Genomic DNA, 24,263 nt, shown 5'->3' on the forward strand with positions numbered 1-24,263 from the left:
ATTCGGCGCTTGTCAGCGCGGCAGCCGGAGGCGGCGATGGCGAACCGGGGTTGTGCGCGGCTTATTTCGCGGGTATGCTTAAAATAACAAGCGGAAAGTTTGAAGTGAAGAATAGAAAGAAGCTGTAAGGAGCACGGGCGAAATGAACAGTGATATTCAGCAATTTAAAAGCGAATTTTTCAAGGCGTTGGCTCATCCGATGCGCATCCGTATTTTGGAGCTGCTCAGCGAAGGGGAGAAGACCGTTAACGAGATGCAATCGATTCTAGGGTCGGAAGGCTCTGCCGTATCGCAGCAGCTCGCCGTTCTGCGGGCGAAGAACGTGGTGAACAGTGTGAAGGAAGGCACCTCTGTTATCTATTCGCTTCGCGATCCGCTGATCAAGGATCTGCTGGCCGTGGCCAAGCAAATTTTCGATAACCATCTGGTGAATGCCATCTCTCTGCTGGAGGAGATCCGCAGCGAATAAAGGCTGCGGCTCCGTTGCGTTTCGATTGAAGGCGTTCTCAGGGGGGGGCAGGCTGGGGGGATCAGGCTTAAGTGAGCTTTGACTTTAGGATTGACATTAGAAAAATACAGGAGTAATGTGTCATATATATTCAAATAATCAGATATTCAAAGAAAAGAAGGTTATAGTATGATAGGATGGGGCCGATTTCAGGGTTATGGCATGAGCTCTCTGCGAAAGGATCTTGTTTCCGGCACAATTGTCGGCGTTATTGCCATTCCTCTGGGAATGGCTTTTGCTATTGCCTCGGGTGTCAAACCTGAATACGGCATTTACACGACGATTGTCGCAGGCATTCTGATCTCACTGTTCGGCGGTTCGAGGTTTCAGATCGGAGGCCCGACCGGCGCTTTTATCCCGATTCTGTTCGCTATCGGGGCGCAGTACGGCTACGAGAATCTGCTCATCGCGGGCATGATGGCCGGTATTATGCTTGTCCTGATGGGTGCGCTCCGGCTTGGCGTGCTGATTCAATTCATTCCGAAGCCGGTCACGATCGGATTTACCGCCGGAATCGCCGTCATCATCTTTACCGGGCAAATCGCCAGCTTCCTTGGCCTGAAGGGTATCCAGCGGCATGAGAAGTTCGTGGACAACATGCGCGAGATCGGCATTCATATCTCAACAATGAATCCATACAGCATTCTGACGGCGGCAGTCTGCCTGGCGATCGTGCTGCTGGCGCTCCGGTTCGCTCCCCGGGTGCCGGGCTCCTTGATCGGACTGATCGCTGCCAGCATAATAGCGGCGCTGTTCTTCAGCGGCAAGGTGGCGACAATCGGCTCGGCTTACGGAGACATTCCGAGCACGCTGCCGAGCTTTCACTTCCCGGTCATTACCTGGGAGCGCATCCGGCTGCTGATTCGGCCCGCCTTCCTGATCGCCATGCTGGGCGCGATCGAATCGCTGCTGTCGGCCGTCGTAGCCGATGGTATGAGCGGCAGCCGGCATGACAGCAACCGCGAGCTGATCGGACAAGGCATCGCCAATATCGCGGCTCCGCTGCTTGGCGGAATTCCCGCGACCGGCGCGATTGCCCGGACCGCCGCCAATATTAAGAGCGGGGCGGTTTCCCCGCTCTCCGGCGTAATTCACAGCGTTGTCGTATTCCTGATTCTGCTGCTGTTCGCACCGTATGCCTCAAGTATTCCACTGGCGGCGATGTCACCGATCCTGATGGTGGTCGCCTGGAATATGAGCGAACGGAGAGCATTTCTTCATCTGCTCAAGACGAGAACGGGAGATTCGCTGGTGCTGCTGATTACCTTCCTGCTTACGGTCTTCGCCGATCTGACGATGGCCGTGGAAGTGGGGCTCGTGCTGGCCGTCATCCTGTTCGTCAAGCGGATGGGCGAGGCTCATCTCGTGTCCAAGGTGCTGCCCGATCCGGAATCGGTTAAAGTAGGACCGCATATGGTCTCGAAGGAGCATGATTGCCCGCAGATCGGCATTTACAACGTGGAAGGCCCGCTGTTCTTCGGGGCGGCCTACCGCTTCGAGAACACAATGCCCGGAGCCGGGCCTGATCAGCCAAGGGTGGTTCTGCTAAGGATGGGCAAGGTGCCGTTCATGGATACAACGGGGGAGAGCAACCTGGCGGGGCTCGTCAAGCATTTGGAGAGTTCGGGCGGGAAGCTGCTCATCTCCTCTTTACAGCCCCAGCCGCTTGAGCTGCTCCGGAAGACGGGTCTCTATGAACGGATCGGCGCTGCCCGGTTCTACGATCATACCGGGGAAGCCATCAATGAAGCTCTCCGCACCGTCTCAAGGGAGCAGTGCATCGGCTGCCGCCACTCCGCCTTCCGGGAGTGCGCCGCCCTGTCCGGCTATGAAGAAGCACAGAACCTTCTTGGCTTCAAAGCACGCTCCAAGCCGGAAATCGCCCGCTGACGAAGCGCGGAAGGTATGTGAAGAGAAACTGAATAAAAGCCCGGGTGACAGCGCCCGGGCTTTTATTTATCAGAAATAGGAGAAAAGGCCGCTTCCTCTGCAGGCAGGGGTTGAAGGCCGAACGGACAAGTACGCAGGTCATGCCGGGTGGACTCGGGTTCTCCTTCTTTGTACAATGGGATAATATATGGAAATATTGCTGATAAGGAGAAGGTTGCTGATGAAGGAGCTGAATTATCCGAAGGTATTTCTGATGCTTGCCGGACTCACTCTGGCAACGCTGGCCGTATATGGCATCGTTTCGCTGAGGACCAATGATTTCTACAAGTTTTTGATCTGGAATCTGTTTTTGGCCTGGCTGCCATTTCTTTTCTCGCTGGCGGCGCATGCGCTGTACAAACGGGATGCGCATAGTCTGCTGCTGCTTCCGCTGGGAGCGGCCTGGCTGGTCTTTTTCCCCAATGCCCCTTATATCATGACCGATCTGCTTCATTTAACAAATCGCAGCGGTATTTATATTATTGGCGGAGTCGTCCAGAGCCGGTTCTGGTATGACCTGGCTTTGCTGCTGCTGTTCACCTGGACCGCCTGGCTGACCGGGTTCTTCTCACTGTACCAGTTCCAGACGGTGATCTGGCGCAAATCGAATCTGCTGCTGTCCTGGGTCTTTGTGCTCGCCGCTTGCATTCTGGGCGGGTATGGGGTACTGCTGGGCCGGGTATACCGCCTCAACAGCTGGGATGTGCTGACCGATAGGCACCGGCTGTATCAGCTTATGGTGGACAGCGTGAACCGCCAGTCCGTCTTTTTCACCTTGTTCATTGCCCTTGTGCTGCTGGTCATCTATGCGACGCTGTACAGTCTGCTGAATGCGCGCGGCAGTGGAAGCCAAGGTTCTGAGATTGGCGGATTCCAGTCCAGACGCGGGTCTTGGTAAGCGGGTATGAGGTGCAGGGCGTAAAATGTGAATTGTAAGCTGCGATGCTGCGATTAGAGAAATGGAGCTGTCCCATAAGTGAATATACCTGCGGTACGGCCGCCTTCCTAAAAAAGTTAAGAAGCCAGCAAGTCTTTCCGTTATTGGATACTTGCTGGCTTTTGCTTTTCTATTGGGCAATCGCTCTAACATCAAGGAACAGGTCAGGTTGGTTATGATTTTAGTTCAGCATCATTGCAAAACAGCTAAAGTGCAGCTTTTTTCGATCAAAAACGTTTTTTCTCAAAGAAAACCTGCAATTATACAGGGATTTGAGGTTATTCTGACTGAATTTGAGGCTGAATGGGAACAAACCTGCATTTTTGCAGGCGTGTTATACATAGCTATTCTCAGGCGAGCAAAAGATGCAGAATTTCAGGTTTTCTGCATTATTTACTCCACCCCCCCTAAATTGAAGAAGAATCCCCCGCTTCCATTCGGGTGGCCCCGTCTATCTACCTAAACCCCACCTAAAAAAAGGGCATCCCATTATGGGACACCCTCATTTGAGGTTTAATTTGACGGTTATTTCAAGCCGCAGGTCGTATAACCCGGGATCGTGATTTCCAGTTGATCGCCGGACTTCTTGACTTTTACGCTATTTGAAGTAGTGAAATCGAGCTTACGCCCCTGCCATTGTTCACCGGACAGTTCGATGGTTACCGTGTCACCGCTCAGATTATGCAGAACGAGTACGGAATCATCCTCGAAGGTTCGGGTGTACCCCATAATGCGGCTGTCTCCGGTTGGCATCTCCTGGATGTCGCCCTTCATTAAGGCTGGGCTCTCATGACGGATGCGGATCAGCTCCTTGTAATGGGAGAGGAGGGAGTCCTTATCCTTCGCCTGCGCCTCTACGGAGACGGCGTCCGGACCTGAATTATCACGGGAGGGCTCCCAAGTGGTTTGCCCTTCTCCGTTTCCCGGGTACCACCGGAAAGGCTCGCGGATATTCTCATCCGGTTTCTCCCCGAGCATGCCGATTTCCTCTCCATAATAAATGAACGGGTTGCCCGGCAGGGTGAGCAGGATGGAGGCAGCGGTTTTAGCTTTATTCACATCCCCGTTCAGTAAGGACATCGTACGAACCTGGTCGTGATTGGTAAGGAACGGGGCATCGATAGGGTTATCGGCGTATTGGCTGTACAATTCAAGGGTACTCGAAGCAAAAGAAGCCAGCCCGTTATCCGAGCCGTTCTGCACGGCGTCCAAAATCTTCGAGGACACGTCGAAGTTGAACGAAGAATCCAGCGCTTTGTAGTAAGGCGCAATATTGTGCGGGCGGTCCCACACCTCGCCGACCAGATAAACATCCGGCTTCACTTCGGCAAGTCCCCGCTTGAATTCATCCCACCATGCGACATTCTTATCCGCTTCATCAGGCTTGCTGTAGATGTGCATGGCTGCATCGAGGCGGAAGCCGTCGGCTCCCTGATTTAGCCAATGCTTGCCGACATTGATCATCTCTTCGCGCACTTTAGGATTGTCAAAGTTCAAATCCGGCATGAAATCTATGAACAAAGCGTAGTAATAGTCCCCGGAACCCGGATACGACTCGTACCAGAGCTGCTGTCCCCACGGTCCTTTTTCATTCAAATCGGTGTTCTCGTCGGCCCAGATATAGTAATCCCGGTACGGGCTGTTCTTGTCCTTGGCGGCTTCCAGGAACCACGGGTGCTTGTTGCTCGTGTGGTTGAGCGCAAGGTCGATCGTTACTTTCATTCCCCGTTTATGCGCTTCCTGCGTCAAGCTCCGGAAGTCTTCCATACTGCCGTACGCCGGATCTACACTGTAGAAATCGGTCGTATCATACTTATGGTAGCTGGGAGAAGGACCGATCGGCATTAACCACAGCGAATCGACGCCCAAATCTTTCTTGGTATGCGGGTTTCCGTCATTCAGATAGTCCAGCTTTTGCAGGATGCCGTTCAGGTCGCCTTTTCCGTCGTTGTTGGAATCAGAGAAGGAATTGACATAAATCTCGTAATAGACGCCAAGGCTGGAGTCGCTCTGAATCTGCGGTTTAGCAAGAGCACCGCTGGCGAAGCTGAACAGTAAGGGCAGGGTTAAGGCCATGGATGTAACTTTTTTCATCTTTGAAACCTCTCTTCCTTAAAAATAATGGGGTTATGAATCTTAATTTACGGAACCGTAATCGGCATCAATGATCGAATCCATGGAATGTCCGCTTTCCGTCAATGTTTCGACAACCGGACCCAAGTACAGATCGGACTGCCAATACCCGGATTCCGGCAGGTTGACTTGCACGGTATGCGTTCCCGGTCCATAGGTTCGGGTCACATTATCGCACACATGCTGATTCTCGTAAGGCTTGCCGTCTTCCTGAGGAATGACGCCTTCCGGATAGACATAGCTGGAGAAGCTGATCTCTACTTTCCCGATGCCTTCAGGAACCGTAAATGTTGCCGTTCCTCCTTGAACATCCGAGTTGAAATACTGGTCGAACGGACGCTCGGGCTGGTTCGTTCCGTCAGCTTCATGGGTTTCCTTAACGGAAATGGAATCGCTCCACAATACACCCGTTCCCGGATGACCCGGCCGCTGATAGGCTTTGAACATATAATTTCCCTGTTCCAGCACAGCCGGCGTGAAGGTCAGTTTCTGCGATTCACCGGGAGCGAGTGTCCCGATTACGCCTGAGGCTACGACTTCGCCGTTCTTTGGATTGCCGGTGTCGCTGCGGAATACCTCATAGACCGTTTCGCCCTGCATCCCGGAGCCGCCATTTATAACGGTTGCCGAAATTCCGGCGTAGGTCGTTTCTACCACGGTAAAGCGCAAAGAGCTCTTGTCCCATGCCGCTTTAGCCGGCTGGTTCTTGTTGCTTTTTTGGCGTTCCATCTGTCCGTTGGTGACTTTTTCAGCAAATGCAGTATGTACAGGTTGGACAAGCGGAAGGGCCAATAACGATAGGGAAAGAACTGTGGCAGTGATGGTTTTGGTATGCTTCATATCGGACACGCTCAATTCTGCAGATTCTGGTTAGATGGGTACGGGATCGCCTTAAGGAAAGGAAAACGGGTGAAGCCGAAGATGCTTACCCGTTTTCCGTTCTTCCGGCAATAGCCGTGAATCGTATTATTGAATTTTTACACTGCGGTCTTCATCGGCTGGGATCTTGACATACAGAACGTGTTCAGCCGAATCGAAATAGTAGCCACTTTCCTGCTGGTTCAATTGCTCCAAGCTGTCCACTTGGTCATATTTGTGTTTAGCCGCCTGAATTTTCTTCGGCTGCTCGGCATCGTGCAGCTTCAGCGTGTAGGACTTGATGTCGGAAGCGTAATTTTGAGCTTTCTTGTCCTGCTCGAACTCGATGTGGTTGCCTTTCTTGTCCACCTTGAATTCCGTGATATTGAATTCACCATTCTTGTAATCCATAGTCGCGGCATCGTCTTCGTAGAAGCTGTAGCTGGCTGTATCGTCCAGATACGTGTCAAGAATCAGATTTTCCAGCTTCTTCTCATCGGTGGATTGCTCCACTTCCTGACGAGGGATGATCGAATTGTTTTTCACGAAAATAGGCAGTGTTCCAAGATCAGCTTTAACCGTGATCGTCTGGTTGCCTTCGTACGATTTGCCTGTCCAGTAATCGACCCATGTCTCGCCGGCAGGCAGATAAACTTCACGGCTCGTTTGGCCTTCTTTGACAACAGGCGCAAGCATTACCGAATCACCGAACATAAACTGGTCTTCGATGTTATACGTCTTCGCATCGTCCTGGAACTGGTAAACGAGCGGTTGTTGCACCGGTTGACCGTTCTCCGCGGATTCCTTGAACTGGTTGTACAGGTAAGGCAGCAGCTCATAACGCATGGAGATGTATTTGCGGCTGATATCTTCAACCTCTTTGCCGAAATTCCAAGGCTCTTGCCCGCCTGCCAGTCCGGATTTCGCGCTGTTATCGTAGTGGTCGCGGGCAAATGGCAGGAAGGCGCCGACTTCGATCCATCTTGCGAACAGCTCAGGCGTCGGAACATTGCCCGGCGATTTCGCAAAGCCGCCGATATCATTGCCGACAAACGGAACACCGGACAATCCAACATTGGCGTTCATCGGAATCGACATTTGCAGATGCTCCCAGTTACTTACGTTGTCACCAGTCCAGAGCGCCGCGTAACGCTGCGTTCCTGCGTACATGTCGCGGGTTAACACAAATGGACGGGTGTTCGGTTTGTTTTTCAGGAAGCCGTTATATGTCGCTTCGGTTTCAAGATGTCCATAAAGATTGTGGACTTCCGTATGCAGCTTCTTCTCCCCGTTGTCGCTTTCAAACACGGTATCCAGCGGCGCTGTATGGAAAGGACCGTCAAATACGGCAGGTTCGTTCATATCATTCCAGATGCCGTCAACGCCTTCATTCAAGAGGGTTCCGAGATTGCCGGCCCACCAATTGCGGACATCCGACTTCAGGAAGTTCGGGAAGGCGGATCTGCCCGGCCACACATCGCCGAAGAAGGTGGAGCCGTCCGGATTTTTCGCCCAGTAATCGTTAGCGGTTCCTTCCTGATACATGCGGTAGTTCTCATCCTGCTTGACGGCTGGATCGTTGATCGTGATGGCGTGGAAGCCTTCATTCTTCAGCGTCTTCAGCGCTTGTTTGTACTGGTCGTTCCAGGTGAACACGCGGTATCCGTCCATGTAGTCGATGTCAAAATGCATCGTATCGAGCGGGATTTTTTTCTCGCGGTAGGTTTTGGCCACATCCACGAGTTCTTCCGGCGTATAGCCCCATTTACTTTGATGGAAGCCCAGGGACCACATTGGAGGCGTCTCCGATTTGCCTGTCAGCTCGGTGTACCGGTCGATAACGTCGCCGATTTCCGGACCGTTGATGAAGTAGTAAGTCAGAGTGCCGCCGTTGGCGTAGAAGTAGTAGTAATCGTCTTTTTCACTGGCCATTTCATAATAAGAGCGGAACGTATTGTCGAAGAAAATGCCATATGCTTTCTTGTCCTTCAACCCGATGAAGAATGGAATGGACGTATACAGATATTTGGTGTTTTTGTTATAGGAATAAGCGTCGGTATTCCACATGCCAAGGCTTTTGCCGCGCTTGTTCAGCCCGCCGGATTGCTCGCCGAAACCGTAGAAATTTTCAGTGGAATCCGTCTTTTTAAACGCATACGGCTTGCCGTTCTCATAGCCGACACCTTGCGCCGCGTCTTCGTTGATGACGTTCCCTTGCTTGTCCAAAAATTTAACGCCGAACGGTTGTTTGTTAATTTTTACAGTAAGCTCGCTGGTGGAAAGGATGTATTCTTTATCCGTTTCCTTGGACGTGAATTTAGGTGTCTTCCAATCCTTCTTGGCGATTCCAGGGGAGATAAACTCGTCTTCGCCGTTTTTAACGACCGAGATTTTAGCCATGTCCTCCGAGAAGAGCCGGATAAAGCCTTGGTAGTCGCCCAGGTTCAATTTCACTCCATTGTCCAAAGATTCTAACGATTGTACGGATAACGGCTGAAGATTCTGTTTGTTTAACGGGGTATCCGCCTCAGGCTGGGTTTCCGCAAACGCTACAGTTGCCGGAAGCACGCCCGCAGCCGTTCCTGTCAGCAAGCTTAGGCAGATGGTAGCCCTCGCCAGTTTTTTAGAAAGGCTTAAAGACTTTCCCTTTTTACGCATACATTACTCTCTCCTTCTCCGATTCAGTTTGTAAATCGAACCGTCAGCCGGCGTTTATCCGGCTTCCCGCTCACTACCAAGTTAGCAAGCACCTGGGGGCTGCAACAATGGGGAGAACCTCCTACGGGATGGATAAGCAGGCTCTAATAACAGAAAGGAAAACGTTTGCAAAAATAGGGTGAATCATCGCCAAACCAGCGCCACGCCTAGGATTCAATCTTTTAATCTTTATCTGTTTTTGCATCCTGAACTCTAACAAGTAATTACCATTTAATTGTGAATATGAGGGAAATAATAGTTCCCGGGGTCTATTAAACCGCTTTATTCATAAATGGAGAGCGCCGAAGTCAACCTTTTATTTTACTGTGTATCGAAAAATAGAACACTTTTTCCGGCAAATTTCTGGAAAATCTATGTTTCTGGAAGAAAAACTAGTCATTTAAACCCGAATATTGTAAATATTAAAAAAGTGTAATATCTTTCTCTCTTCCGCAAAAATAAGACACTCTACCATATGATAGCGGTTACAAGAGTCTCTGGGCCATAGAAATTATGCGATACGGGACTCTAAAATAGGTACGTGTTCCAATTGATCATATGGGGTTTTTCTCAGATAATGAACTGAACCAGGGATAGGAGTGAGACAACATGAGACACGTCAGGATGATACGGATAGCCGCTGCTGCTCTGCTCTGGGTGACGGTTTGGCTGATATCGGCTTGCGAGAATGCTTCTGAGATCGTCTCTGATCCGCAAAAGGTTGACCGAATAGAGCGTGGCATCCTGCTTGAGAAGCTGGTTACCGATAAGGCGGCTTACCGGCCGGGAGAGAATGTCCGATTTGATCTAAAGCTGAGGCGTCCGGCGTTCGGAGGGACGATACATATCCGTTATTTGCATATGGACCAGATCGTAGAGGAAGAAACCTTAAAGGCGCAAGGGGAGGAGATGACCTGGAACTGGACCCCTCCGAAGGAAGACGGCAGGGGTTACTTCGCCGAAGTGTTCTATATAAAGAACAACAAGCCGGTCGATCAAATGAATATTGCCGTCGACGTTTCCTCTGACTGGGGGAAATTTCCCCGTTACGGCTACCTGGCTGATTTTCCGCAAATGAGTAATGAAGAGAGGTCCCGGGTGATCGAGCGCTTAAACCGGTTTCACATCAACGGCATACAATTCTACGATTGGCAGTACAAGCATCAGGAGCCGATCCGTTTCGAAGACGGCCACCCCGCGGCGGATTGGACCGACATTGCGGGCCGTCCGGTATCCTTTGACACCGTGAAAAGCTATATCGGCCTTGCTCACAGCCGGGGCATGAAGGCCATGAATTACAACTTACTCTTCGGAGCCTATGAGGGCGCGGAAAATGACGGTGTGAAGAAAGAGTGGGGAATGTTCAAGGACCCCGCCCACGGCGAGCAGGATAAGCATCCTCTTCCGGATCATTGGGCGAGCGATATTTATATGTATGATCCCGCCAATCCGGAATGGCAGAATTATCTGGCCGGGAAGGAAATCGAGACGTTTAAGACGCTTCCCTTTGACGGCTGGCATGTGGACCAATTGGGCGACAGAGGTCCGCTCTGGACCTATGAAGGCAATCCGGTTGACCTGGCCTGGACCTATCAGGCTTTCCTGAAGGCGGCCAAGGAGAAATTGAACGTCGATTATGTCATGAACGCGGTGGGCCAGTTCGGCCAGGAGCATATTGCCCGCGAGGCTCCCGTGAAATTTCTCTATACCGAGGTATGGGGCAACCATCCGGGCTACGAGAATTTAAAGGAAGTGATTGACCAGAACTCCGCATACAGCGGGAACCGGCTGAATACGGTCCTAGCGGCATATATGAATTATCATTATTCCGATTCTCCCGGTGAGTTCAACACGCCAGGGGTCCTGCTGACGGATGCGGTGATCTTTGCCTCGGGCGGTTCACATCTGGAGCTGGGAGAAAACATGCTGTCCAAAGAGTACTTTCCCCATAAAAATCTGAGCATCTCCCCGGCGCTCGAAGCGCAGCTGATTAACTACTACGACTTTCTGGCTGCTTATCAGAATCTCCTTCGGGACGGGACGGTAGAATCCGGGCTAAAGGCCGAAGGGACAGGGGAGCTTGCGATTTCGGACCAGGCTTCGCAGGGGAAAGTGTGGTCTTTTTCCAAGCGGAAGGATTGTAAAGATATTTTCCATTTCATTAATTTCACGGACGCTTCCACGATGAACTGGAATGACGACCAGGGAAGCCAAAGGGAACCCGTGGAGAGGCAAGATGTTTCCGTATCAGTGAGAACCGACCGGCCAGTGGCCAAAGTATGGTTCGCTTCTCCCGATGTCAGGGGCGGCTCGCCCCAAGCTTTAGAGTTCACGCAGCAGGATGGCAGGCTTGAATGGAAGCTGCCCAAGCTGAAATATTGGGACATGGTGGTAGTTGAATATGAGGAGTAAAGGACTGTTTTCCTCTAAATACCATTGGTATCCAGCTTTGTATCCTGTACACTTTTATTAACGAACATAACAATAGGAGAGGCCGTATGCTGCATAAATTGCGAATATCCAATCGTTTTACCGCCAAGATTATACTGGTCCTCCTGCTGGTTATTATCATTCCAACTCTCTTTACCAGCTTGTCCTACTATTGGCTGTCCGACTCTATTTTGAAAAAGAACGTGCGTGAGTCAACGATTCAAATCGCGAAACAAACGGCGGAGTCGCTCTCTTTTATTCTCGATGTTGGGATCGACACCTCCGATTTTGTCTCCAGTGATATGAACATTCAGCGGGCGGCCATGGAGCTGGGCAACAGTCCATCTTACGAAGAGAGCTGGAATTTTCAATATATAAATACGCTGCTCAACAATTATGTCTATTCCAATTCCTTTGTCAAAATCGTCTATCTGCTGAAAGAGGAGGGGAGAGGCTGGGGGAGCGGCACCTTTTCCGACCAGAAGCTGAAGGAGATCCAGCTGTCCGACCAGGACTGGGTCAAAGAAGCCAAACGTAAAGACGGAGAGCTGGTTTGGCAGGGCCTACAGTATGATCATTTCAGCGGAGGCGGCGTCAATACGGATTTGGTTCTGCCGGTAGCAAGAGTCCTTAAGGATTTTAATACCATGCGCAATATCGGACTGGTGCAGATTAATTTGGACGGGCAGTCGGTTGTGGGTACGATCCGGCAGCTGCAGCTCGGGAAGACGGGCAAGTTCTTCGTGGTCGATTCCGGAGGGAGGATCATGATCGACTCCAATCTCGATATGATCAACAAGAGAGTGGAGAACCCTGATTTGTATGAGCGGATTGTCGGTGATAACGCCGTGGAGTTCGAGTTTCACATGAATGGAGTCCCTTATTATGGGGTTAAGCAGCTGCTCAGCAACGGCTGGATGATTGTCGGCACCGTTCCGGTTGCGGAAATCAGCGGGCCGCTGGAGCGTCTTCAGACCTGGATTTTGCTCTCTTCGGCCGCTTTCTCCCTGGTCGCTATCGGTATCGGACTTTTTATCGCCAGGTGGGTGACCCAGCCTGTAAAGCAGCTGACCCAGAGCATGCTTTCCGTTCAGAACGGAGACCTTCAGGTCAGGGCGGCTGTCCGAACATCCGATGAAATCGGCTTTTTGAGTAAACAGTTTAATAAGATGCTTCTCAAAATCGAAAATTTAATGCGGCAAGTGGAGGACGAGCAGAGCGAGAAATATCATGCTGAGCTCCGCGCGGTCATGCACCGGATTCACCCCCACTTCTTATATAACACGCTCAGCACGCTCAGGTGGCTAATTGACTCTAAACAGAATGACCGCGCATCCGAGGTGTTGTCGGCCCTGAACCATCTGCTTGAGGCGAACATGGGCAAAAGCGGCAGCCGGATTACGGTGGAAGAGGAACTGGATATTATCCGAAAATATTTGATTATCTTGGCGCTTCGGTACGAAAAAGTCTTTCAACTGGACCTGGATGTCGAACCGGGTACGGAGAAAGTGATCATTCCCCGGATGCTGCTGCAGCCGCTGGTGGAAAACGCTATCTTTCATGGGATCGTGCCGAAAAATACAGACGGGCGGATATCGATCCGAATTCGAAAGTATGACAAATACCTGGAATTTCTAGTGGAAGATGACGGGTTAGGCATCGGGGAGGATAAGCTGAAGGTGCTGAACAATCTGGAAACGGCAGTAGAAAATGGCGAGATCGGTATCGGCCTGCGCCATATTTACGACACACTGCGGCTCTATTACGCTCAAAATTGGAATTGTTCGATTACAAGCACGTCCGGACAGGGAACCACGGTACACATTTTGTTAAAAGCACTTTCCGAAACATCCTCTAAGAACTGATAGATCGGAGGAAACACCCATGTACAGAGTACTTATCGTTGATGACGAGCCTATCATCCGCAACGGGATCAGCGCATTTATCGACTGGGAAAAGGAAGGGGCTTCGGTTGAAGAATACGCGAATGGCGCAGAGGCATTGGCCCAATTAGAAAGCCGGGCCTACGATATTCTGATCACGGATATCAAAATGCCTCTAATGGACGGCATCGAGCTGATGAAGCAAGCCTTGGTGCTTTGCCCTTGGCTGAAGGTAATTCTAATCAGTAATTACAGTGATTTTAATTACGTAAAAGAAGGCTTGAAGCTTGGCGCCGTCGATTATTTGCTCAAGCTAACGCTCAAGCAGGAAGATCTGCTTGCCGTTCTTCGCCGCAGTATTAGCATGCTTGAGGAGGAACGGAAAAAGGTCTTTGAACTGAAATCGTATCAGCAAGGCGCCGTGTATCTGGAACGAAAGCGCGCAGAGCAGGAAATCAAAAGACTGATCGTACAAGAGCAGGCTCTATCCGCTTCAACCGTCTGGATTCCATCATGGCTGGAACATTCCTACGCCTGTGTGTATCTTATGCTCGATGGGGCTGAGGAATGGAAAGAAAATCACGGATACTTATATGTTCAGCTGCTGCTGGAGGAGCTGCAGGAAGCGTTCTATGAGCGTTCGGAGGAAGGAAGCGCGCTGCTCGCCGCTGAAAGCAGCCTGTTCCTGATCTTTCCCGGCCCGGAGGAGGAGGCCCGGCAGTGGCTTCTTCAGTGGAAGGAGCGGCTTCAAGCGGAGTGGGGAATTTCATCGTCGGCCGGCTTTGCTGTGAAGCGGGGAGCAAGCCGCATACTGTCTGGATATTTCGCCAGCCGTTCGGCCTGTCAAAGGCGGTTCTTCGAAGGGGTTGGCGGATTATATGCGGCAAGAGAGGCGGAAACCAGCTCCAGAGTAAAAGACACCGGGCTTGACTATGATTGGGAACCCTTCTTCGAGATGATCCGCAGCGGCGAACCGGTTTCATTCGCGGTTGATCTTGCGGTGGAACGCTGGAAGAGCATGGTTTTGAGTCCGGAAACGGTGCAGCAGGAGGCGATTGCTCTTCTTACCGAAGCCTGCCGGCTCCATGCCGATAACGGCGCCTTGTTTCCCGAACGGTATGAGCAGCTCCGCAAGACAGAGACATTGGAGCAGGTCGCGGCATTCATGGTTAATGAGCTGGAGGAAATCGGCAAAGCGTTTATTCCCAAATTGCTCGATAACGGGTATGGCGGACAACTGATCACAAAGGCGCTGGAATATATAACCTCTCATTATACCGAGAATTTGACGCTGCAAAGCGTAGCGGATACCGTTCATCTCAGTAAAAGTTATTTCAGTCTGCTGTTTAAAAAGCAAACCGACCGAACCTTTATCGACTATCTGATCGAGCTGCGGGTTCGGGAAGCGAAGCGGCTGCTGACGCAGAATGAAAGCCGGATTTCCGATGTAGCCAAAGCCGCCGGGTTTAAAGACGTGAAATATTTCAGCAAGGTATTCAAAAAAAGTACGGGATCTACTCCCATGGAATATAGGGACAGCACAAAGGTGTCAACTATCGTATAACGAATAAAGGAGGAATCTTCGATTGGCCACGCGCTGGATATCCTTTATTCTGATCCTGCTGTTAACGGCCGGATGTGGAGGTACTTCCATGATCTCGAATCCGGAGAGCGTACAGACCCTTCAAGGGAATGATAAAACCGTTCTTATTTTCTGGCATACGTATAACGATAAGGAGACCCGGCTGCTGATGCAGGAGTTGATACCTGCTTTTGAGCGGGATCATCCGGACATCCGGATCAAGTGCATAAACTTAGCCAACAACAACGAATTAAAATACAATTTGATTGCGCGCGCTTCTTCGGGCCGCGGTCCGGATGTCGTAAGGATGGACATTGCCTGGGTACCCGAGTTTTCGCATAAAGGGCTGCTTGAGCCGTTAAACGGTTTTCCGGGCTTCAACGATGTGAGGGATGCTTTTCATCAAAAGGTCATGAATGCAGGCCATTATAATGACCAGTATTACTCCCTTCCGCTCAACCTGTTTACGAAGCTGACCATATTTAACCGGGAGTTACTTGCGCGATCCGGATATTCGGAGCCTCCGCACACCATGGACGAAATTTTGGAGCTGGTCCGTAAGCAGCATTTTGTAATCGGTCTAGGGGGCTTGGAACCTTGGGATACCCTTCCATACCTGTATAGTCTGGGAGGCTCATTTATGGACCGGGACTTTACGAGGGCTTCCGGATATTTGAATAGTGACCGTACCGTCCGGGCGGTGGAGAAGCTGGCGAAGCTCTATAAGGACAAGCTCATTCATCTCTCGGCGGTGACCCAGAACAGAGATAACTGGGCGGGAGTACGGAACGGAAACCTGTTGTTAACGGATGAAGCGCCGTGGTTCTTCAGCTTGTTGAAAGAGTCCGACAAGAGACTGGCTCTTAAACAAACTCTATCTGTACCGTTTCCTAAGAGGAATGGAACGGGCTCCATTATTGGCGGCGAGAATTTGGTCATTATGAAAGGCAGCAGGCATCCGGTGGAGGCATGGGTTTTTATGAAATGGATGACTGGCCTCGAAGGGCAGCTGATTATGGCCAAGGCCGGGTTAATTCCGACTAATAAGGAAGCGGTTAAAGCGCTGAACGTTAGCAGTCATTCCTACCTCTATCCTTACGTTGAAGAGGTTGATGACTCTTTCCTGCGGCCGCCTGTGAAGAACTGGAGCAAGATCGAAGAGCTGTATACCGTGTACCTGCATCAAATCTTTCTGGGCCATCTCTCCGCGAGGGAAGGATTGGACCAAGCGGCCGAGGGAATTGACAAGCTGCTTAAATATTAATGAAGGAAAATTTCTCCTGGATGTAGAACTGAGGAATAGGTTTAAGAACAAAAACAGGGGGGAGTGTAATCGAAAATAGAGAAGTTGCGCTAACTGTTTCCAATATGCTCATGGAGATCATTGATCAACAAATCCCCTATCACTGGGTAAGGACAAAAGAGCCATTCCTGCATCCATACAAAGATAAGGTTTGCTACGACTATTCAGGTGAAGTAAAGCTTATGACGGAGGATGAGTTTCAAGCTGTCATTGCCGGTCTTGGAAATAGAGTGTGTTACTCGTCAGACTTGGAAGAATTATTAGACACAATCTACATCAACCAATGGTACCCTACTTATGAATCTAATTGCGGCAAACATTGGCTTAGCTACAAAAACTTGCTGGAACAAAGATTCAATGATTGGAAATGCAATAACTTTGAGCTATACGATGACGATGGGAACGAATTAAATGAAGCTTTGAATTTAGAGCTTGACCAGCAGTTATATGACTTCTTGGAGCATATGTCCGGTGAGATCTATGTAAGGAAAATCTTGAGGAAATGGCGGTGAAATACAAACGGGGTCAGCGATTCATTTATGCACGCGATGTCCCGTTTGTTTAATCCGCATGAAAAAGGGGGAGTAACGCGGCGGGCCGCTTCAGTCCTGCGGACCTGGATCATAACCGAACCGCTTCAGGTCGATGGCTCCCTGCTCATCGAACTCGACGCCTTCCCCTATGAGGTACAGCCGCTGAATCTCGCCGGATTCCCCATCCGCCAGCGAGATTCTTCCCTGCGCATTGATGATCCGGTGCCAGGGAAGCTTGTGGCTCCGGCTCATGGAATGCAGAATCCGGACAATTTGCCTAGCCCCACGCGGGCTTCCGGCTGCGGCGGCGACTCCCCCGTAAGTCATTACCTTCCCTTCAGGGATGGATTGTATGATGCGAATGGCTTTTTCCGTAAACGGCGTCACTTTTAGGGCTCCCTTCCTAAGCTGTGTCTTTTGATTATAGCAGAGAACGAAAGAGCTGCCTAAACCCATGTTCCCTTGTCGAAGGGTAAGATAGGAACGCTGATGGGCATTTACGGTGATGCAGCTTAAACCATTATTTGCGTACAGTCGGTTACTCGCGAGAAGCGGGGGCCGGCTTTTTGATTTCCACCTCCTGTTAATAAAAGGTATAATGAGAAGCAATCAGGGCAAAAGGCCTGATTCATCAAAGGATCATTCGTTTCGGGAGGTGACCGGGAACATGGCGGATAAGGTGATGAAATACATAACGATGCCCTCGCATTGGGGGCGGGACGTCAGACATAAACACTACTCACAGGGATCAGATACGCTGGCGGTTATTTTTCCGGGAAAAAATTATCCGGCTGAGCTTCCCCTGCTGCATTATGCGGGCAAGAACGCACTGGAGCATAGCTGCGATCTGCTGGTGCTGGAATATGGTTACCAAAGCGCGCGAACCGAGCTGAAGCGTGAGGAAATGGGTATCATTGAGGAAGAATGCGCACAGGCGCTCTCATCAGTGCCGGGCTATAAGCGGCTGCTGTTCATCGGCAAAAGCATCGGCACGGTCATCGCAGGCAGTCTCGCAGCGACTTCTTCTGTGAAGGCGGAGTGTCTGTATCTGACGCCATTACGGGAATCGGTTCCTTACATCAAACGTTCGGGGGGCACCGTGATATACGGCGGAAGCGACCCTTTGTTCAGCGAAGAGGACGCGGCGGGAATCAGTGGTCTAACGAACGTAGCGCTGTACACAATCGATGAAGCCAATCATTCGCTTGAAGTCGGCAGCGTCAACGAGTCTTTGGCCGTTCTTATTGTGGTTAATAATTTAGTGCATGAATTTTTCAGAGGAGCGCTGGGTCAGTGAGGGGTGAACGCGACTATGCGGATGGACATTGAACGGATTGTTGACAGCCACCACGTATCGCCCCACCGCGTGCTGAGAGCTGCACGCGGTGCAGGCCGGGAAATCACGAATAGTTGAAAGGCGGATAACCATGATACTGGAGGCGGCTATGCTGCACATCAAGCAGGGAATGACGGAGGCGTTCGAAGAGAGCTTCAAGAAGGCTTCGCCACTCATTTCCTCCATTGAAGGGTATTTGGGCCACGAACTGCAAAAAGGCTTGGAAGACGATCACAAATACCTGCTGCTGGTGCGCTGGCGGAATCTTGAAGATCATACGGTCGGATTCAGGGAATCCACCCAGTATCTGGAATGGAAGGCGCTGCTTCATCACTACTACAGCCCGTTTCCGGTGGTCGAGCATTTTACGCGTATCAAGCTGATATAAGCGAAAGACAGAAAAGGAGGCCTTCCCGTGGAAAAATTTATCGCCCTGATTCGCGGCATCAACGTCGGAGGGAATAAGATCGTCAAGATGCAGGACCTGAGGACGATGCTGCAATCCCTCGGCTTTCAGAACGTAAAGACCTATATTCAGAGCGGAAACGTGGTGTTCGATGGCCGGGATGGCGGGGGTGAGACGCTTGGGGGAGCCATTGAACAAGGCATTAGCGAGACTTTCGGCTTTGACGCATCTGTAATCATCCGCACCGCGAAAGAACTGGAGGCGGCCATCGCGAACAATCCGTTCGAGCTGACCGGGGCGGAGGAGTTCAAGCGGTTATATGTTTCTTTTCTGGCCGGAGAGCTTACGGATGAAGCCTTGGAGCGGCTGCGCCCTTATGAAGACGGAGAGGACAAGCTGCGCGTCGTTGGCAAGGAAATGTACATTCTCTACAAGACCAAAGTAAGTGACTCCCCGCTGTTCAAGGTCCCTCTGGAAAAAATAATGGGCGTGTCCGCCACATCCCGCAACTGGAACACGGTGAACAAGCTTGCGGCGATGGTGCGGGAACAGTAACGCGATGGCGCGGGAACAGTAATATGAAGAAAAAAAATCTTGTTCGTGAGTACCTGGATTTAGAAAATAATGGGCGTTAAAATCATGAATGACTGGCGCGCCCATTGATCAGGTGAACATGATTTCAAGCATTAACATGCATTGAACCGGCATTCAGGAACATGAAACGCTCCCCGGATGCCCCTGGTTCAGGTTGAACCATAAGCTGCTTCCGGTACTCTGCCGGCGGCAGCTTATTTGCTTTGCAGTACGAGTTGATAATGAGGCTTATGCCTTGATGCGGCAACAAGCGGGACAGCCGTTTCGCCCCAAGAACGGCCTACAGCGGCGGAAGTTTTCGAAAAATTGCTACGTTGATACATCTTTTTACTCGTAGAACCCTCTCCTCAAACCAATTCCTGCAAATGCGCAGGTACTTGGCATCCAATCTCCCCATAGTGGCGTTCAAGCATCAAATTGATGCACAATCGCATCCATTTCTTTTTTCCTGGGCGAAATTCATCACGAAGCCTGCAGATTTGCAGGAAATGCCGCCTGTGCTGCCTGGCGCCGCCAGTGCCGCCAGTGCCGCCAGTGCGGCCTGCGCTGCCTGCGCCGCCAGTGCGGCCTGCGCTGCCTGCGCCGCCAGTGCCGCCGGAACAGACGAGAACAAACCGAACAAAACGGACCAAACGAACAAAGCGATGGGCTGTTCCCCTTATCCCTTTTCTGCACAACGATGGTCGATATGACTTGCCAGCAGCCGATCTGCTCCTTCAGAAAACATTCAGCGGGCACTCATTATGAGTTAAGGTACGGATGCAATAATACAGTACGGAAGAGGAAGCGGCGGTCTACAGGCAGCCGGAGAAACAATGAACGGGTGGAGAGTGATTAAGATGAGACTAATCAGGAAGCTGGGTTCGGATCTCGTTCTGGCGGCTATATTGCTGCTTGCGACATTTCTGTACGGCTACGGGATCTGGAACGACAAGTATGTCAATCTGTACTATACAACTGCGGTAGGAAGCATGCTGCAGAACTGGCATAATTTCTTCTATGCTTCGCTGGACTCGGCGGGTTCGGTAACGGTGGATAAACCGCCGGTGGTGTTCTGGATACAGACACTGTTCGCCTGGATATTTGGGCTGAAGGGCTGGAGCGTCATTCTGCCCCAGGCGTTGGCCGGAGTGGGGTCGGTGCTGCTGGTCTATCTGCTGGTGAAACCGGCTTTTGGCAAAATGGCGGCCCGTATCGCTGCGCTGGCAATGGCTCTTACGCCGGTGGCGGCGGCCGTCAGCAGAACGAATAATATCGACGCCATGCTCGTGTTCACGTTGCTGCTGGCGGCGTGGTTCTTGTTCAGGGGAACCAAGAGCAGCAAGATCGGCAGCCTGATTGCCGCATTCGCGTTAATCGGCGTGGCGTTCAACGAGAAGATGCTGCAGGCTTACATGGTGGTTCCGGCTTTCTATCTCTTTTATTGGCTGGCGTTAAAGATGAACTGGAAGAAAAAAGCGGGCGTGCTGACCGCATGCACTGCCGTCATGCTGGCCGTCTCTGTATCCTGGGCCGTTATCGTGGATTCCGTCCCGGCCAGCCAGCGCCCATTTATCGGCAGCAGCACGACCAACTCGGTCATGAAGCTGGCCTTCGGCTATAACGGCGTATCGCGTCTGACCGGAGACCGGGGCAATGCGGGGCGCGGCGCCTTCCCGCAGGGTATGAACGGAGAGATGCCGTCATGGAACGGCGGTGAAGGTCAGGGCATGCCCGGAATGGGCGGCGCAATGCCGGGAATGAACAGCGGTGGCTTCGGAGGCGGACAGGGCGGCGCGGATGGAGCATCGGGGGCTTCGGTGAACCCGAACGGGAACGCCACGGGCACACAGAGCGCCGATGCGGCATCCGGTGCGCAGGACGGAACAGCCTCGGGCGAAAGACGGCAGAACGGAACGTTCGGGCAGTTCCGCGGAAACGGAGCGGATGACGGCGGCTGGCGGGAATTCGGACAAATGGGCGAAGGCCGCAGCGGCATGAACGGCGGAGCGGGCGGCATGTTCAATACCGGCACAGCGGGTCCGCTGCGGCTGTTCCAATCGGAGCTGTCGGGTCAGGCCAGCTGGCTGATTCCCTTCATCCTTTTGGGCTGCGTTGGCATCTTCTCCGGTCTGCGCAGAAGACATTTTACGCAGAAGCATAAGGAGGCCGTCTTCTGGCTGGCGTGGCTGATTCCGGTCGCGGGGTTCTTCAGTATTGCGGGCTTTTTCCATCAATATTATCTCATTATGATGGCTCCGCCGCTCGCGGCGCTGGCCGGGGCGGGCTTCGTCAAGCTGTGGAGCTTGTACCGCGAGCGTACGGACTGGCTCTCCTGGCTGCTTCCGGTGGCTATTCTGATAACAGCAGGCTTTCAGTGGTATATACTGCATCCTTATCAAGAAACGATCGGAGTAGGCTGGTCCATCGGCATTTTGGCCGGAGGCATTGCGGCTGCCGGGCTGCTGGCGCTTTTCAAAATCGGCAAGAAGCCGCTGCCTCGAATCACGGCGATTGCCGGACTGTTCGTGCTGCTGATCGGCCCGCTCTACTGGTCACTTACGCCGATTGCCTACGGCTTGAACAGCATGATTCCGGCCGCGGGTCCTGACAGCCGGAGCAGCATGGGCGAAAGGATGAACAGAGTCATCGGCGGCTCCGAAGATGGGGGTACGATGGGCCTGCCGGGCGGCAATACGCCGGATGCAGCGGATGCCCAGAGCGGAGCAAGCTCCCAGAACGGTACAAATCCGAACGGTGGCAGCGCCCCGAATAGCGCAAACGCCCAGAACGGCGCAAATACCCAGAACGGTGCAAATGCCCAGAATGTTACGGACGCCTCAAGCGATAACAGCGCGCGGGACAGCCGTTCCGGCGAAGGTCAATTCGGTTTCGGCGGCAACGTGAGCGAGAATGTTAACGAATCGCTGGTCGCTTATCTGAAAGAGCATAATACGGGGCAGGAATACTTATTCGCCACTATGAATTACAACACAGGCGGGCCTTATATCATCGAAGGCAATAAGGTCGTCATCCTTAACGGCTTCTCCGGTTCAGATGTGGTGTACACGGAGGATACCCTTCAGGCGCTGGTCCAGAGCGGCAAGGTTAAATACTTCTATATTTCCGGCGGCGGCATGGGCGGTGGACGCGAGGGGAATTCGGAATTGACGACATGGATCACTGAGCATGGCACGGAAATTCCGTCCTCGGAATGGCAGGGCGCAAGCGGCGGTGCAGGAGGCACATTGTACGAGGTTACGTTGAACTAACCGTAAGAGCCTTTGGTTATAACAAGCGGGCGTACTGATAGCCTATAACCGGCGCGCCTGCCACCCTATTTTTAATGAGGAGGAGCTGCTCATGGATTCGAACGTGCGCTATTCCGTGATTATACCGATGTACAACGAGGAAGAGGTTATTGAGGAGACCTACCGGCGTATCAAAAAAGTGATGGGAACGACGGGAGAGACATATGAGCTGATTTTCGTCAATGACGGCAGCGCAGATAGCTGCGCTCAAATGGTCGAGGAGTACAGCTGCTGGGACGAGAGCGTGAAGCTCATCGACCTTTCCCGCAACTTCGGGCATCAGGTAGCGATAACTGCAGGCATGGACTACGCCCAGGGCGATGCCATTATCATTATCGACGCTGATTTGCAGGACCCGCCGGAGCTGATTTTGCAGATGATCGAGGAGTGGAAGAGCGGCTATGAGGTCGTGTATGCCAAACGCGTGAAGCGAAACGGCGAATCCCTGTTCAAAAAATGGACGGCAAGCCTGTTTTACCGGGTGCTGGCGTATTCAACCGATATTAATATTCCGGTAGATACGGGGGATTTTCGCCTGATCGACCGGAAGGTATGCGACGAGCTGAAGCGCCTGCCGGAGAAAAACCGTTTTGTTCGCGGACTAGTCAGCTGGGTGGGCTTTCGCCAAAAGGCGATCGAATACGAACGGGACGAACGGCTCGCGGGAGAAACAAAATATCCGCTGAAGCGGATGGTTAAGCTGTCGCTGGACGGCATCACCTCTTTTTCGTATAAGCCGCTGAAGCTGGCCGGTTACCTTGGTGCGCTGTTGTCGGCGTCGGGCTTTCTGTATCTGCTGTACGTGCTGTATCTCGCGATTTTTACGGATTCGGTGGTTAAGGGCTGGGCTTCCGTCATCGGGATTACCCTTACCTTCAACGGCTTCGTGCTGCTGATGCTCGGAATTATGGGCGAATATATCGGGCGGATCTACGATGAATCCAAGGGACGTCCGCTGTATATCGTGCAGGAAGTGTATCAGGGGAAAAAACAGCAGCCACCGCTCAGAATGACAACGGCCCGCTATGAGTCTAAATGATACGGTCAAACCTGGGTGAGTGATTTTAATTTTTTATTAAATTTTAATAGTTTGTTCATCTTTTCCAAGTACAATGAGTGCAACTCCATTTAATCGAGGTGCATCCCATGAAAACGAAAAAGACCATCTGGATTCCGGCAATCTTGGCAGCTGTAGCCGCCGTACTGCTAGTCGCTTATTATTTTTATGTGTCTCCTTTCCAGGGAAGCGGAAGGCCGGCAGACGGCGCTGGGGTAATGCGTCCTCTCGGAGGAGAAGGACCTGAGGGCGGCGGGGAAATCTTTAAGACGCTCGGCACCATTTCCGTGTTCCTCGGAGCTTGCAGCTTTTCCTGGTTCTGGTTCAAAAGGAAGCTGAAATCGCCGTCGATGCTGGTACGGAGAACCGGGAAGTTTCTGCGTTCCGTGCACAAGCTGCTTGGCTGGGCGACCTTGGCCGTTATTGCAATTCATGGCATCTATTTTTTGTTTGCCAAACCGGAAGAGAACAAAATTTACACCGGTCTTGCGGGATTCGCCATTTTGCTCGCAATCGCCGGGTACGGCTTCTTCATTAATAAGGTTCGTAACAAGTGGATGCGTACGGTGCATCGTTCACTTGGGCTGCTCTGGGTTCCTATACTGCTGCTGCACGCAGGCGGATCGGCAATCGTAGCGGTCATCGCTAGCCTTGCGGTCTGGGTTCTTGTCCGGGTACTCGAAAGAAAAGGGAAAGAGCCCCTGAAAACCGTCTAGCCAACAACAGTTGATTATGTAGCGAAGGGACGGTCCCATAAGTCATGAAAGATGACCGAAGGGACCGTCCC

At 51.8% G+C, this 24,263-nt stretch carries 19 protein-coding genes; 14 read left to right on the top strand and 5 right to left on the bottom strand.

Translation table 11 applies throughout. The annotated features are described in order from the left end of the window. Positions 1-142 precede the first annotated feature (142 nt). From PDUR_RS02710 to PDUR_RS02720, 3 genes are all read left to right on the top strand, one after another. Positions 143-469, top strand: a complete 327-nt coding sequence (locus tag PDUR_RS02710; RefSeq protein ID WP_042204986.1) for an ArsR/SmtB family transcription factor — start codon at positions 143-145, stop codon at positions 467-469. A gap of 168 nt (positions 470-637) precedes the next feature. Beyond that, positions 638-2,398: a SulP family inorganic anion transporter gene (locus PDUR_RS02715; protein WP_052409951.1), complete on the top strand. Its 1,761-nt coding sequence runs from the start codon at positions 638-640 to the stop codon at positions 2,396-2,398. A gap of 220 nt (positions 2,399-2,618) precedes the next feature. Next, positions 2,619-3,335 carry a DUF1361 domain-containing protein gene (locus PDUR_RS02720; protein WP_042204987.1) on the top strand — a complete coding sequence of 239 codons (717 nt, stop codon included), beginning with the start codon at positions 2,619-2,621 and terminating at the stop codon, positions 3,333-3,335. 564 nt (positions 3,336-3,899) lie between these two features. Here PDUR_RS02720 and PDUR_RS02730 read toward each other — a convergent pair. The 3 genes from PDUR_RS02730 to PDUR_RS02740 all read right to left on the bottom strand — a co-directional run bounded on the left by PDUR_RS02730 (position 3,900) and on the right by PDUR_RS02740 (position 9,023). Beyond that, complete coding sequence (locus PDUR_RS02730) at positions 3,900-5,468, bottom strand: alpha-amylase family glycosyl hydrolase (RefSeq protein WP_042204989.1); 1,569 nt, start codon at positions 5,466-5,468, stop codon at positions 3,900-3,902. A gap of 42 nt (positions 5,469-5,510) precedes the next feature. Further along, a complete protein-coding gene (locus PDUR_RS02735) occupies positions 5,511-6,347 on the bottom strand; it encodes a hypothetical protein (RefSeq protein ID WP_156130252.1) in 837 nt (278 codons plus the stop codon). 126 nt (positions 6,348-6,473) lie between these two features. Continuing rightward, positions 6,474-9,023 carry a glycoside hydrolase family 31 protein gene (locus PDUR_RS02740; protein WP_042204991.1) on the bottom strand — a complete coding sequence of 850 codons (2,550 nt, stop codon included), beginning with the start codon at positions 9,021-9,023 and terminating at the stop codon, positions 6,474-6,476. A gap of 648 nt (positions 9,024-9,671) precedes the next feature. Here PDUR_RS02740 and PDUR_RS02745 point away from each other — a divergent pair. The 5 genes from PDUR_RS02745 to PDUR_RS29640 all read left to right on the top strand — a co-directional run bounded on the left by PDUR_RS02745 (position 9,672) and on the right by PDUR_RS29640 (position 16,772). After that, positions 9,672-11,474: a glycoside hydrolase family 66 protein gene (locus PDUR_RS02745; protein ID WP_052409953.1), complete on the top strand. Its 1,803-nt coding sequence runs from the start codon at positions 9,672-9,674 to the stop codon at positions 11,472-11,474. 86 nt (positions 11,475-11,560) lie between these two features. Beyond that, positions 11,561-13,357 (top strand): cache domain-containing sensor histidine kinase, encoded by a 1,797-nt coding sequence (locus tag PDUR_RS27030; RefSeq protein WP_052409955.1) that lies wholly within the window; start codon positions 11,561-11,563, stop codon positions 13,355-13,357. A gap of 19 nt (positions 13,358-13,376) precedes the next feature. After that, complete coding sequence (locus tag PDUR_RS02755; protein ID WP_042204992.1) at positions 13,377-14,939, top strand: response regulator; 1,563 nt, start codon at positions 13,377-13,379, stop codon at positions 14,937-14,939. Positions 14,940-14,961: 22 nt separating this feature from the next. Continuing rightward, positions 14,962-16,221: an extracellular solute-binding protein gene (locus PDUR_RS02760; RefSeq protein ID WP_042204994.1), complete on the top strand. Its 1,260-nt coding sequence runs from the start codon at positions 14,962-14,964 to the stop codon at positions 16,219-16,221. Positions 16,222-16,442: 221 nt separating this feature from the next. Continuing rightward, positions 16,443-16,772 carry a hypothetical protein gene (locus PDUR_RS29640; RefSeq protein WP_233277467.1) on the top strand — a complete coding sequence of 110 codons (330 nt, stop codon included), beginning with the start codon at positions 16,443-16,445 and terminating at the stop codon, positions 16,770-16,772. Positions 16,773-16,862: 90 nt separating this feature from the next. Here PDUR_RS29640 and PDUR_RS02770 read toward each other — a convergent pair whose 3' ends face one another. Continuing rightward, entirely contained in the window at positions 16,863-17,180 is a 318-nt protein-coding gene (locus tag PDUR_RS02770) for an MGMT family protein (protein ID WP_042204996.1), read from the bottom strand. Positions 17,181-17,460: 280 nt separating this feature from the next. Here PDUR_RS02770 and PDUR_RS02775 point away from each other — a divergent pair, with 280 nt between their 5' ends. From PDUR_RS02775 to PDUR_RS02785, 3 genes are all read left to right on the top strand, one after another. Next, positions 17,461-18,090, top strand: coding sequence for a hypothetical protein (locus tag PDUR_RS02775; protein ID WP_052409959.1), 630 nt, complete (start codon positions 17,461-17,463; stop codon positions 18,088-18,090). 130 nt (positions 18,091-18,220) lie between these two features. Then, positions 18,221-18,517, top strand: a complete 297-nt coding sequence (locus PDUR_RS02780; protein WP_042204997.1) for an antibiotic biosynthesis monooxygenase family protein — start codon at positions 18,221-18,223, stop codon at positions 18,515-18,517. A gap of 27 nt (positions 18,518-18,544) precedes the next feature. Beyond that, positions 18,545-19,090, top strand: a complete 546-nt coding sequence (locus PDUR_RS02785) for a DUF1697 domain-containing protein (protein ID WP_052409961.1) — start codon at positions 18,545-18,547, stop codon at positions 19,088-19,090. A 451-nt stretch (positions 19,091-19,541) separates the two neighbouring features. Here PDUR_RS02785 and PDUR_RS28500 read toward each other — a convergent pair whose 3' ends face one another. Further along, positions 19,542-19,769 carry a hypothetical protein gene (locus PDUR_RS28500; protein ID WP_042204998.1) on the bottom strand — a complete coding sequence of 76 codons (228 nt, stop codon included), beginning with the start codon at positions 19,767-19,769 and terminating at the stop codon, positions 19,542-19,544. Between the two features lie 199 nt (positions 19,770-19,968). Between PDUR_RS28500 and PDUR_RS02795 the strand changes: the two genes are divergently transcribed. The 3 genes from PDUR_RS02795 (at position 19,969) to PDUR_RS02805 (ending at position 24,192) form a co-directional block, all read left to right on the top strand. Beyond that, on the top strand, positions 19,969-22,380 hold the full coding sequence (locus tag PDUR_RS02795) for a glycosyltransferase family 39 protein (RefSeq protein WP_042204999.1): 2,412 nt from the start codon (positions 19,969-19,971) through the stop codon (positions 22,378-22,380). Positions 22,381-22,471: 91 nt separating this feature from the next. Continuing rightward, positions 22,472-23,458 carry a glycosyltransferase family 2 protein gene (locus PDUR_RS02800; protein WP_042205000.1) on the top strand — a complete coding sequence of 329 codons (987 nt, stop codon included), beginning with the start codon at positions 22,472-22,474 and terminating at the stop codon, positions 23,456-23,458. 107 nt (positions 23,459-23,565) lie between these two features. Beyond that, complete coding sequence (locus tag PDUR_RS02805) at positions 23,566-24,192, top strand: hypothetical protein (protein ID WP_042205001.1); 627 nt, start codon at positions 23,566-23,568, stop codon at positions 24,190-24,192. Positions 24,193-24,263 lie beyond the last annotated feature (71 nt).

This window comes from Paenibacillus durus (genome assembly GCF_000756615.1).
Classification (GTDB): domain Bacteria; phylum Bacillota; class Bacilli; order Paenibacillales; family Paenibacillaceae; genus Paenibacillus_AQ; species Paenibacillus_AQ durus.